The following is a 12,558-nucleotide window of genomic DNA, read 5'->3' on the forward strand; positions in this document are numbered from 1 at the left end:
CTTTTCGCTTTTTTCCAATTCTGTGATGCGTTTATTAATTTCTTCAAGTTGTTCTTTTAGATATTTTGCTTCTTCGGCTAACATCTCCATCTCCTGTTTAGGTTCTGCAGGAGGCTGATAAAACCCACCGCCACCATATACTGGAGGAACATAAGATATAGGATAAGCATACCCAAATCTAAATCCTCTGCCATAACCTCTTCCTAATCCTCTACCGAATCCTCTACCATAACCGAAACCTAAACCTGGTCTGCCTACGTAAGGATTCATAAACCCCGCTACTGAATAACCAGCACAATATCCGGTTGCTCTTCCGGTCATGGGACCTAATCCCCCTGGTCCAGTTCCATCTCCTCTTGGCATATTTTTCATCTCCTTTCTATTTTTATTTTTTTTAAAAGATTTTATTACAATGGTAATCATTTTCAATAAAATCTACTAAAAAAATTTATCTATTTTTCTTCATCTGAACATTTATTACACATTCCATAAAATTGAATAGTGTGATTTTTAATTTCAAAATTATATTTTTTAGAAAGTCCCTTTTCTGTTTTTTTTAGTAACTCTATTTCTTCATCTATAAAATCTGTATAATCAATTATCCGGCCACATTTAGTACATATTAGATGATGGTGGTGTGATGCTTCCTTGGTCCCACGAGCCAATAATTCATATCTTGCTCGTCCATCACCAAAATCAAATTTGTAGATTAAGCCCATATTAACTAATAACTCCAAGGTACGGTAAACAGTGGTAAGGCCGATAGCCGGATAAATATTATGCACTTCTAAATATATATCTTCTGCGCTGAGATGTCCTTTAGATTCATCCAAGACCTGTAAAATGATTTGCCGCGGGATAGTAATTCTATAACCACACCCTCTAAATTCACCGTGCCACCACTTTGCTGGTCCTTTACCCCATCTTCCTGGCATAAAATTGGTCCTCTCTTATTGATAATGATTTTCATTAATATACTATACTAAAAAAATTCTTTTGTCAAATGTTGTTAAGCAAAGTTTAGTAAAGTAAAAATTAAATATCGTAATTCAAAATCTAAAATATTTAAAATCTTCCAATTTGCTAATCTATCTATCTACCGATTATATTAGTATTGTTTAGCAGTAATTAGCAGATCGTATTGCGTATCATGTGAAAAAATTAAAACTCAAAAAATACTAAATTATAATATGGTAAAAATTCCGTATCCTCGACACGCGATACTGTTCTTTAATATACAAATCGCGTAATGGTTGCTAAAAGAACAGCAAAAACAAAAGTAAAAGCCATAGCAAATAACGTTCGCTTACTTCCAATTTCTTTCCATAGAACCGCAACGGTCGCAATACAGGGAACATAAAAAATTACAAAGATAGTAAAGGTCATAATTTGAGTTGTAGACATTACTGCGGCGACATTAGAAGTTCCTATAGCCTGAATTAACATTAACATAGAAAGTTCTTTACGAAGAATACCGAATATCAGAGTAGTGCCCACCACGAAAGGGAGACCGAGGAGAGAGGTTAGAGGAGAAAAAAGATTATTTATAAGCATATCTGCTTTATAATATTGTAATAAACTTAAAATTGTACTGCCCGCAATAAGTAAAGGCCAGGCCACAAATATAAATTCTTTCATTCTGAGCCAGGTCTTGGCTAATGCAACTTTTATAGAAGGAATATGATAAGCCGGGATTTCTAAGATCATTCCCGGGGTTATCTCTGGCAGCAAGCGAGATAATATCTTTCCTGATATGATAATTACCATAATATTTAAAATATAAATAGCCAAAGCTGCTTGAGGGCTAATGTAAAAAGCCACCAATGCAAATATTATAGTCATTCGCGCAGCACAGGGAATCATGGTAGTCAGCACGGAGGCAATAAAACGGTCTCTTTTCGATTCCAAAATTCTGGTAGCCATGATAGCCGGAACAGTACAGCCATAGCCTAATATAAAAGGTATAATTGCTTTACCGTGTAAACCAATCTTATGTAAAAACGCATCTAAGAGGAAAGCTATGCGTGGCAGATAACCTAAATCTTCTAAAATAGCTAAACCAAATAAAAATGGGAACAAATAAGGCAAGACAATAGCTATCCCGCCGGCTAATCCTTGGATAATACCACTCATTATTGAAAATAATAGTGTACCTGAATCGATGCTTTTTCCTAGTAAAGGAATTAGCTTATAAAAATAATCCAATAATGGTTCTTCTACTATTTTCCCAACACCAAAAATTAAATTAAAAAATAAGTAAAAAATTAGACCTAAAGAAATATACCCCAAAAGTGGATGCATTAAGATATTATCCAGATAATCTATTAAACTTATATGGGGCTTAGTAAGTGAAACTACAGATTCATAAATATTCATCGATAAATGATGCCGCTCAGAGGAAATAACTACATCAGAAGGTCTGCCGTGAACTTCTTCAAGCAAATTTTGAAAGTAATTAATCTCTTTAAAATTTTTTTTATCTCTACTTTTAAAATTTTCCATAAAATAATGATCATTCTCTAAATATTTAATAGCCAAAAATCGTTCCGGTACATTAAATTCTTTACTGATCTGTTTCTCTTTAATTTGTGCGAATAATTTCTCGATAACTTCCTCAACATCTTTACTAAAGTTCAGAGTTTTAGTTATTTTCTTTTTTCCTCCCATCTTATAGGCTGTTGAAAAAAGCTCTTTTATTCCCTTTCCTTTTACCGCAATTACCGGTACAACTGGAACGCCTAATATTTTAGATAACTTTTCAATATCAATTCTGATTCCTTTACGTTCAGCTTCATCAATCATGTTAAGACATATCACCATCGGTAATTTAAGCTCCAAGAGTTGAAGGGTAAGCTCTAAACTTCTACTAAGAAGTGAAGCGTCAACAACGTTTATAACCGCATCAACATTACCATTTAGCAAGTATTTTCTGGCTTCAAGCTCAGCTAGGTCAAATGAGGTTAAAGAATATGTTCCCGGTAAATCCACTAACTCTAAAGCCTTACCAAAAAGATTAAATTTGGTTAGATTATAGGTTACAGTCTTTCCCGGAAAATTAGAGGTTACCGCTTTATATCCGGCTACATGATTAAAGATGGTGCTTTTTCCTGAATTAGGCTGCCCCATAAGAGCGATTTTCATTAGTCTGCCTCCACTATTATTTTCCCTGCTACTCCTCTTCCCAAAGCAACCTGATTCCCATGGACGCTGATTAAAATAGGACCTCGCATTATAGCGCTCCTTTTTACAGTTATTAGGTCTCCGGGATGAATACCTAAACAACTTAAGCGTTGCCTTATTCCCCACCCCCCAGAAATACTCATAACTTTTACTTTTTGATTTTCGCTTATTGAATCCAAAGTAATGCTCATATCTTTTTATTCTCTCTCTCCTTCAATATTTTTTTCTTTGCAATTTTCCTTTTTTTACTGCTTACTTCTAGCAATCCTTTTCTTTCTAAACATTCTTGAAAATTTTCTTTCCACTCGGAGCTTTCTGGTAATAAACTAATAAATTCTACAAATTTAAGCAGACAATTTATGGTTTCCGGTGAAATGTCATGCTCTAACTTGCAAGCATCAGTTTGAGCATTTTGTTCATCAACGCCGATAATCTTTAAAAAATCTACCAATAAAGTATGGCGCTCTTTGATCTCCTGGGCTAATTTTTTACCTTTTTTTGTCAATACAATCCCCCCGTATCTTTCGTACAATATATAACTATTTTCTGATAATTTTCTAATCATCCCGGATACACTGGGACGGCTTATCTCTAATCTTTCTGCAATATCTTTTGCTTTAACATATCCTTTTTTATCCTGTAAATTCCATATAGTTTCCAGATAATCTTCCACATTTCGGGTAGTCATTTAGTTTTTGCTTCCCCTTTATAAATATTTTTTATCTTAGGTAAAGCTATTTTATATCCCTACCTTTATTAGGTATCCCTAACTTTTGTTTAATAATATCACCACTTTAGGAAAATTGCAATAGGCAAGACATAAAAGAAAAAGCAGAAGGTTTTAACCTTCTGCTTTTAAGAATCTAAAATAATTAAAGCAAATTTAATTGATATAAAAATCCTTAGTGATTTAACCTCCGGCAATAGAATGGATTACTTGAATATCGTCTCCATCAATAATTGTAGTAGCTTTATATTTTTCCCTGGGAATATATTTACCATTAACTTTCACCATTATTAAAGGAAAGGTATACTTACACTTCTCCAGCAAAAGAGCAACCGTTATATTTTCTTCCCATTTCTTATCTCTTCCGTTTACTTTAATCATAATTTATACTTTCTTAGCAGCTCCGTCACTTCCGGAAAATTTATCTTCAATTTTTGAATATTTTCCAAAGTAGGTACACCATTAGAATCCCATCCTCTTCGCTTATAAACTGCATTGCAAAGTTTCTGATACTGTTCTTCCCGGTAATTTCGAAGAGCCTTTACCTTCTCCTCGGTTGTTTTTTCCTTGATGTCAAAATGAATGATCTCTTGCAATTGTTGGTCGTAAAGTTCTTCTCGAGATTCATATTCTTCCGAGGTAACCGGCCCCATTGCCCGATAAGGAATTCTATCATATTCTCGTGTTCCAAAACCCATCTTCAGATTAAATAACCTCTGTAGGTTATGAACTCTTTCTGATTGTAAAATTAATTCTTCAGGGCTAATAGGTATGCCGGTAATTCCCTCAAAAAGCCAGCAGTAGTTCTCCACGTGTTCAGGAACTTTTGCTGCTTCCATTCCATGATATTTCTGTTTATTATTTTCCGGCTCGATATCATTCCAGGGTAATTTACAGAGACCGACAACAGAAAACCAGGTCCGGAATAAAGGAAAATAATGGAGTGCTTCGGCTTTGTCTTCGAAAGTGGGAATCTGGTTATTAACCTGGTCCATAAAAATAAGCCAGGACTCATCGTGTTGAGGTCCCTTGTTGGCAATTCCATATCCTCCCTGTTGGGCCAAAGATTCTTTGGTGACATATTCAGAAAATTCCATGCCTTTACATTCCATACCGATATCCTGTAAAAATTTTTCATCTGCACCATATTTCGATACTAATATTTTTTTTATCTGTCTGATGCCTAATCCCGCAATTTTACCAAATCCTTTTCCTTCAGACATCTGATGAATTAATTCTAAAACTGCTTTCCTATTTCCAAAGTTAAGTTCTAAACCCCCGGTAATTTCTTTATTAAGAAAATTATTTTCATAACACTCCATAAGAAAGGCTATCGTAGTACTTACTCCGATAGTATCTATCCCATAATTATCACAATAAAAATTGGCTTCCAGGATAAAATCGGGGTCAAAACATCCGCAATTTCCTCCAAATCCGGCAGTTGTTTCATACTCCGGTCCGTCTACTAAAACTTTTTGCCCCTTTAAAGGTCCGGTAGTTAATTCAAATCCATCTACTGCATGAGAACAACGCAGGGCGCACCCCATCCAACAGGAATCACCCGCCTGATTCTGCGTCATGCGCTCGTGCCATATTTTAGCATCAATTTTATTAGCCTCCTGGTGGGAACCAAATTTAAAATTATGGACAGGTAAGCAATTATAATTCTGCATATGATCTAACAAATTAACCGTCCCTATTTCTCGCATTCCATTTTGAATATGATCTAACTCTAATATTTCTTTGGTCAATCTTTTTCCGGCTTTTGCAACAAGTTCGGGGTTAGCTGCCTGGTTGGAACCTGCATTTACTCCGGTATACTTGGTAACAATTGCTAAAATTTTCTTATCTCGGAAAACGCTACCCGTTCCACCGCGACCCGCTTGTTTAATCCGAACTTTCTTGCGACGTACATCATACCAGCTGATATTTAGAATTCCCAAATTAGTATGTTCTGCTCCTCTTCCAGAAGATACAATACTAAGATTTCTTTTATCTTTTTCATCAGCAGCATATCTTTCAGTTAGTTTTTCGATCAGTAAATAAGTATCTGAATTCATTCCCGGAACCTCTTCAATAATAACTTTTCCCTTATTTCCATCAATAAAAATAACCACATCTTCTTTGGCTTTACCTTTAATTTCCAAAAGATCCCAACCGGAAAACTTCAAGAAAGGAGCAAGATATCCTCCCACATTATTATCATTAACTGTTCCGGTCTCCGGTGAAAGAGTGACTACGTGCGTTTTACCCGTTCCGGAATATTGAGTAACCCCGCAAATAGGTCCGGTACAGAATATTATTTCATTTTCAGGGTCATTCCATCTTGTCTTTGAGGAAACAGTGTCCCACAAATACCATATACCATAACCACGCCCTCCAGTAAAGGTTTCCTTAATCTTGGGGTCAATGGATTTTTCTTCGATCTTATTTTCTGAAAGGTCAATATATAAACGTCTATCAGTATAACCCTTTTCTACTTTTCCCGGCTTAAAATCAAATGAGGCCAGTAATTTTTGATTCTCTTCGCTTCCTTTAAACATTAATCCTTTCTCCTTCATTAATTCATATAAAAATCATGAATTCTTAAAATCCACTTACTAAAAAACTACTTTAATTCAAACTAAACTGTCTTGATTTATAATTCTTTACAGATACTAATACCAATAATTGTGTTTATCAAACCAAATCACATGACACTAAATGAAGCCATCATACCTTTTTTAAAATCAAGGCAAGATGGCCTCATTTTGAATGATTCAATGCAAAATTAAATATTTTTTAAACTTCTTTTACTTCCTTCACCTTAAGCTCGGGCAAAGGGAAGGAAATTCCGGCAGATTTTGCGGATATTGATGAAAATAGGTAAAGTAGAATTACTACCAATATTAATCCTAAGGGCAATACCAAACCTAGTGACATACCATTTCCGGCCAAAATGTAACCTAATACGGCGACTCCGGCAGCAGTGAGGGAATAAGGTATCTGGGTCTTAACATGGTCAATATGATCAGAGCCGGAAAACATAGAAGACATAATAGTGGTATCAGAAAGCGGCGAACAATGGTCTCCCATAACCGAACCGGTGAGTACCGCAGATACTCCCAAAGGTAAAGGTACGCCTAAAGCTAAAGATAAGGGAATAGCAATGGGCATAGCTATAGCCATAGTCCCCCAGGAAGTACCCGTAGAAAAGGAAATTACATTACAGATTAGAAACATCACCATGGGCAACAAAACTGGAGAAATAATCCCTTTAGCAGCATTTACCACATAAGGAGCAGTCCCTATACTATCACAAACACTACCTATTGACCAGGCAGAAATTAGGATTAAATTAGCCAGAACCATCATCTTGGCTCCATCTATAAAGGCATCCATCATATCAGCTAAGGTACCGATTTTCTGAGCTTTATACATGATAATAGCTGTAATCACAGCAAACATTGCTCCCCATAAAAGGGCAGTCATAGCATCGGCATCTGAAATTGCAGAGGTAAATGATTCGGCAGAAGTGCCTCCACCAGTCCACCACATACCAAACATACTGACTGCTACCAGGACTATAATAGGAACCACCATATTAACAGTTTTTTGGGGTACGTTTTCTAATACTTTTAATTTACTCCCACCAGAAAGCGGAATTGCTCCGTCTGCAAAGACTTTACCAGTGGTCCTTGTTCGGTGTTCAGCTTTTAACATAGGTCCATAATCTCTTTGAGATAAGGCAATGGCCAGGACCAATATAATAGCAAAAATACTATAGAATCGATAGGGTATTGATTGTAAAAAGATAGTATAAGGAGTTAAAGATACCGAAGTGCCTTCTATAGCATCACCGATAAGTCCCACTTCATAGCCCACCCAGGTAGAAATTAGAGCTAAGGAAGCTACCGGAGCAGCAGTTGAATCAACAATATAAGAAAATTTTTCTCGAGAAATCCCCAATTTATCGGTTACCGGCATAAAGGCATTGCCTACTATAGCGGTATTAGCATAATCATCAAAGAAAATTATTAATCCAAATAACCAAGCGGTGAATTGTCCGCCACGAGCACTTTTTACTTTATCAGTTATACTTTTAACAAAAGCCTGAGCACCGCCTGAAAGATAGATCAAACCGATAAGTCCACCGATTGCAAAGTCAAATAGTAAGATAGTAGCATTCCAACTATCAGCTGCATTCTCTACAATATATCCTAAGGTTTTGGTTACTCCGCCTATGGGATTCCAGCCTGTCAATATGGTAGCACCTATCCATATACCGATGAATAGAGAAGCTAAAACTTGTTTAGTTAAAAAACAAAGAACAATAGCAACTAACGGTGGTAATAGAGATAGAAATCCGTAACTTTTTTCTACTTCTTCTTCAGCAGCAAAAGCCATTCCGGATAATATAAAGAACATAAATAGCATCAAAACCAATAATAATAAACTCTTATACTTGTTCCACTGACACATTTGTTTAATTCACCCTCCTTAATTCAAAAAAATAAAATTTTGTAAAACCTTAATTACTATTAATTTATCGATTACTTTCTACCCTTCCATATCACCCCCTATCTTTAATTTTTTGATCCAAGATTTCCTCTAAATTTGGTTTACCAATCTCTTGAAGTTCATACTTTACTCTGATCGATTTCCGGCTGATCTTAATAACTCGCGATAAATCAATAGGAGTACCAATAATTACTATATCACAATCAACCGCATTTATAGTATCTTCCAGTTCTTGTGTCTGCTTTTCGCCATATCCCATTGCCGGCAATAGTGTCCCGATACCCGGATATTTTGCAAAAGTATCCTTGATGGTACCAATAGCATAAGGACGGGGATCTATAATCTCTTTTGCCCCATATTTCTGAGCAGCTACCACCCCTGCACCATACTTCATCTCGCCATGAGTTAAAGTTGGACCATCTTCAACTACTAATACTCTTTTATCCCTGATAAGCTCCGGATGGTCTATAGTAAGGGGAGAGGCAGCTTCAATTAAAATTGCTTCAGGAGCAAGTTGATAAATATTTTCTCTCAGCTGATTTATTTTGTCTAAATCAGCAGTATCTATTTTGTTCATTACCACGACATCCGCCATTCTGAGGTTGGCTTCCCCGGGGTAATAGGTCATTTCGTGACCAGCTCGAAGGGGATCGGTGACTACAATGTGTAGATCCGGCTTATAAAAAGGCAGGTCGTTATTCCCTCCATCCCAGACAATTATATCTGCATCTTTTTCTGCTCTTTTTAATATTTCTTGATAATCTACCCCGGCATAAAGGATGTTGCCTCTATCCAGATGGGGTTCATATTCTTCTCTCTCTTCAATAGTACAATGATAGCGGTCCAAATCCGCATAATTTTCGTATCTTTGCCAAATTTGCTCCCTTAAATCTCCATAAGGCATGGGGTGTCTGATCACTGCGATTTTATATCCTTTCTTTTTCAATATGTCCGACACTTTGCGAGTAGTCTGACTTTTACCACAGCCGGTTCTTACCGCACAAATAGATACCACAGGAAGATTGGATTTGAGCATAGTACTCTTCGGTCCCATTAATCTGAAGTCAGCTCCGTGAGCCAACACGATTGAAGCTTTATCCATAACATACTGATGAGGAAGGTCACTATAGGCCAAAATTACCTGATCGACCTCTTTTTCTTTTATTAGATTGGGCAATTCCTCTTCCGCATATATGTTAATGCCTTTGGGATACAAAGGACCGGATAATTCAGCAGGATACTTTCTACCCGCAATATCCGGGATTTGAGTAGCGGTAAAGGCAACGATCTCGTAATTTGAATTATCCTTAAAATATACATTGAAATTATGAAAATCCCTTCCGGCAGCTCCCATGATAATAACCTTAATTCTATTCACTTTAAAAAACCTCCTCTTAATATTATTACTTATTCGACAAAACTTTTCAAATTCCTCTTTTTTTAATCATTTTTTTTAAATTTTTTATTCAATCTTGGTTTATGCCCTCTCTAACACGCTTAAAACTTTATTTAGCTTTCTATTATATCTTCTTGACAATCTCCAGGATATTTATTTTTCTTCTCTTCAGCTCTTCCAAGAAGTTTTCATAAATTTTTCCTTCTATTGCATCTTCAGGAGCTACTATCCCCTTCTTAGTTATCTCGCCTTTTCCTAACATCACCGCGGCAATGGCTTCCGGAAAAGCGGTTACTCTTCCCATGGCAGAGATTCCATGTTCGGTATCTGCCTCCTCCCACATATAATAATCTGCCCTCATCTTCTGTCCATCTTTTATCCCTATAACAGTATTCCACATGACACAGACATCGGTTTCACCTTTTCGAGAGCGGAGTCCTGGGGTCATGATGTGAGACAAGAACTCGCGAGGAGATATTTTTATTCCTTTAAATTCCCTTGGAGTAGCGTCCAGCATACCACATTCTTTCAACACCCTTGCTCCTTCCCAATGACCCGGCCAACGAATAGTCTTTTCTGCACATTCTGTAAGTTGTGGGCGGGTATAGAGAAAACTGGGCATCCCCGGGGTAATAGCACAGGCTAATTCTTCATCTTTTCCTAATTGATTAAATCGAAATTTTTCAAGATCGTCCATTGCCTCCGCTTCTACAATTTTACCATTCTTAATGACATCTACCTTGATCATATATTCTCTTAAAACATGCTCGAAAGCCCAGGTAATCATATATTTCAAGGGATGATTTCTGGCAAATTCTTTAGCCGGTACTCCTCCGCATCTGGCAATAGCTGAATCTGCCTGGTCCATTTTTTTTATGCCTTCACCCAAGGTAATATTGGTTAAACCGGGCGCAAACCCCATTCCGTCGATAAAAGTAACTCCATTTCTTATCGCCTTTTGATGAAGTGACTCTCCATATTCATCCAGTGTCATCCCCTTAGGAATTTCCAACCCTTCAACCTCGTATTTATCCGGTTTCCGATGATATTCTTCCAAAATATCTACCGTATTAAGTCCGGTCTCAACAGCCATATCTACTACTTTATAGCTACATTTTCTATTGGGTAAGGCAATCGCACCCACATCATATTGTTCCATTAATTTCATGGTCTCTTTTCGATTGTTGACATCGATAGTATGGAGCACGATCTTATCGCTGTTGATCCATTTTTTAGTCTTTTCCAGTGTATCTCCTCTTCTACCGGTAATTCCAATAATCCCTACTTCTCCGACCGTGCTATTTTGGGCTAAATCCCAGGCAACAGCAGAACCCATTTTCCCCGAACCTCCAAAAACTAATACCTTCATATCCTTTGTCTCCTTTTATTATTCACATTACCGTAAACTAGTTAGTTAGTTTTTTAAAAAATAGATCATATGAAAACTTCTACCAAATAAAAAAGCAATTAATGATAGAGCCCTCATTAATTGCCTATTATTCCCCGAACTTAAATGAAGTACTCTACCGAATGGTAGCGCTCCATCTAAATCCGGGGACAGATTTGATGACAGTCTTATAGTTATTCACTATAAACCCAGCAGAAAAGATTTTATGTTCTCTTTTCTACTTCGGCGGAAATACCTTTCAAAATGAATCTTAAGCCTTCATTCTTACTTATTATTGTCCGCGCCTCTACCTTACACCTTTCAATGCAAGTTAATATTGATTTTTAATCTGTTATTTTATTAAATAACTATTTATCACCTCCTTAATAATTTACCTATTGTTACATTGGCCTACTTGTCGATTAATTAGGTTAAACCTCAATTATTTTTTCTTTATAGATGATATTTCTTTTCTCTAATTCTTCCAATACTTTTTGATATATTTTTTCTTCTCTTCCAATATATTCCGGCGGACAGATTCCGGGATATCTAAATTCTCCTTGAGCTACCAATCTAGCCATAATCGCACAGGGAAATCCGGTAGCACGGGACATAGAAGTAGCTTTTTCTTCTTTATCGTAGTAATCTATCAAGTCATAAGTGTAACGCAGAATTTTTTTATTCTTTTTACCCTGTACCACCACTCTCATTACCGTTAATTCTCCCTCTCCTTCTTTTAATTCCCATTTGGGAAAGATTAATTTTGAGGTAAGGTCTAACGGTTTAATCTTTACTCCTCCTGCTTCAATAGGTGTACTACTAAAAAATCCGGTCTCTCTTAGCATCCGCATCTTTTCAACATGACCGGGATAACGTAAGGTCTTTTCTTTCATAAAAGGAATTTTAGTGGTATAAAGCAGACTACGAAGTCCATCAGTATTAAAGGCTTCTAAAGTACCAATCTCGGGCAAATTAACTAATTCCAAATCAGAAAGAGCAGGTTTTTCTACAATATTTCCGTTTTCTATCAATCTTGCCGGTCTTATATATTCTTCTATTACATCTTTAGGAGACCAAGCAATCTTATACTCATAAGGCCATTCTCTTATCACCGGAAGCCCTCCTACCAAAATAGTAGCACTTTCGGTTTCATCTAACAGGTTATCTACATAACCTACAATCATATGACTCATGCCGGGAGCAACTCCCATATCCACCACGGCAGTAATCCCTTTCTTTTTGGCTAGTTCATCTAAACTTAAAGTATCCTCAGCCATAAAAGATATATCAACCACATTTTTACCAGCTTCGATAACCGATCGTAACATATTAAATCCTAAAAAACCCGGGACAGCGCCAATGACGATA

Annotated in this window: 11 protein-coding genes; all 11 read right to left on the bottom strand. The window is 36.6% G+C overall.

Annotation, left to right across the window (positions count from 1 at the left end):
* Positions 1 to 363: hypothetical protein (locus tag ENO17_00845; protein ID HER23605.1), on the bottom strand; the 363-nt coding region annotated here is incomplete at its 3' end.
* Positions 364 to 452: 89 nt separating this feature from the next.
* The gene (locus ENO17_00850; GenBank protein ID HER23606.1) at positions 453 to 935 is read right to left on the bottom strand and encodes a transcriptional repressor; all 483 of its coding nucleotides are present in this window, start codon (positions 933 to 935) and stop codon (positions 453 to 455) included.
* Positions 936 to 1,230: 295 nt separating this feature from the next.
* Positions 1,231 to 3,141, bottom strand: a complete 1,911-nt coding sequence (gene feoB / locus ENO17_00855) for a ferrous iron transport protein B (GenBank protein HER23607.1) — start codon at positions 3,139 to 3,141, stop codon at positions 1,231 to 1,233.
* Entirely contained in the window at positions 3,141 to 3,371 is a 231-nt protein-coding gene (locus ENO17_00860; protein ID HER23608.1) for a ferrous iron transport protein A, read from the bottom strand. Before ENO17_00860 ends, feoB begins: the two co-directional genes overlap by 1 nt.
* Complete coding sequence (locus ENO17_00865) at positions 3,368 to 3,868, bottom strand: HTH domain-containing protein (GenBank protein ID HER23609.1); 501 nt, start codon at positions 3,866 to 3,868, stop codon at positions 3,368 to 3,370. The genes ENO17_00860 and ENO17_00865 overlap by 4 nt, the downstream gene beginning before the upstream one ends.
* A gap of 222 nt (positions 3,869 to 4,090) precedes the next feature.
* Complete coding sequence (thiS, locus tag ENO17_00870; GenBank protein ID HER23610.1) at positions 4,091 to 4,288, bottom strand: sulfur carrier protein ThiS; 198 nt, start codon at positions 4,286 to 4,288, stop codon at positions 4,091 to 4,093.
* The gene (locus ENO17_00875; protein ID HER23611.1) at positions 4,285 to 6,450 is read right to left on the bottom strand and encodes an aldehyde:ferredoxin oxidoreductase; all 2,166 of its coding nucleotides are present in this window, start codon (positions 6,448 to 6,450) and stop codon (positions 4,285 to 4,287) included. Before ENO17_00875 ends, thiS begins: the two co-directional genes overlap by 4 nt.
* Positions 6,451 to 6,688: 238 nt before the next feature.
* A complete protein-coding gene (locus ENO17_00880; protein ID HER23612.1) occupies positions 6,689 to 8,368 on the bottom strand; it encodes a Na+/H+ antiporter NhaC family protein in 1,680 nt (559 codons plus the stop codon).
* 91 nt (positions 8,369 to 8,459) lie between these two features.
* Positions 8,460 to 9,761, bottom strand: a complete 1,302-nt coding sequence (locus ENO17_00885) for a GTPase (GenBank protein ID HER23613.1) — start codon at positions 9,759 to 9,761, stop codon at positions 8,460 to 8,462.
* A gap of 166 nt (positions 9,762 to 9,927) precedes the next feature.
* A complete protein-coding gene (locus tag ENO17_00890) occupies positions 9,928 to 11,172 on the bottom strand; it encodes a saccharopine dehydrogenase (protein ID HER23614.1) in 1,245 nt (414 codons plus the stop codon).
* Positions 11,173 to 11,621: 449 nt separating this feature from the next.
* The coding region (locus ENO17_00895) for a saccharopine dehydrogenase (protein ID HER23615.1) at positions 11,622 to 12,558 on the bottom strand (937 nt) is incomplete at its 5' end.

This window comes from Candidatus Atribacteria bacterium (assembly GCA_011056645.1).
Taxonomy (GTDB): domain Bacteria; phylum Atribacterota; class Phoenicimicrobiia; order Phoenicimicrobiales; family Phoenicimicrobiaceae; genus Sediminicultor; species Sediminicultor quartus.

Coding starts and splice junctions, on each gene's coding strand:
- ENO17_00850 (HER23606.1), bottom strand. CDS start 935: ATGCCAGGAAGATGGGGTAAAGGACCAGCAAAGTGGTGGCACGGTGAA.
- feoB (HER23607.1), bottom strand. CDS start 3,141: ATGAAAATCGCTCTTATGGGGCAGCCTAATTCAGGAAAAAGCACCATC.
- ENO17_00860 (HER23608.1), bottom strand. CDS start 3,371: ATGAGCATTACTTTGGATTCAATAAGCGAAAATCAAAAAGTAAAAGTT.
- ENO17_00865 (HER23609.1), bottom strand. CDS start 3,868: ATGACTACCCGAAATGTGGAAGATTATCTGGAAACTATATGGAATTTA.
- thiS (HER23610.1), bottom strand. CDS start 4,288: ATGATTAAAGTAAACGGAAGAGATAAGAAATGGGAAGAAAATATAACG.
- ENO17_00875 (HER23611.1), bottom strand. CDS start 6,450: ATGTTTAAAGGAAGCGAAGAGAATCAAAAATTACTGGCCTCATTTGAT.
- ENO17_00880 (HER23612.1), bottom strand. CDS start 8,368: ATGTGTCAGTGGAACAAGTATAAGAGTTTATTATTATTGGTTTTGATG.
- ENO17_00885 (HER23613.1), bottom strand. CDS start 9,761: ATGGGAGCTGCCGGAAGGGATTTTCATAATTTCAATGTATATTTTAAG.
- ENO17_00890 (HER23614.1), bottom strand. CDS start 11,172: ATGAAGGTATTAGTTTTTGGAGGTTCGGGGAAAATGGGTTCTGCTGTT.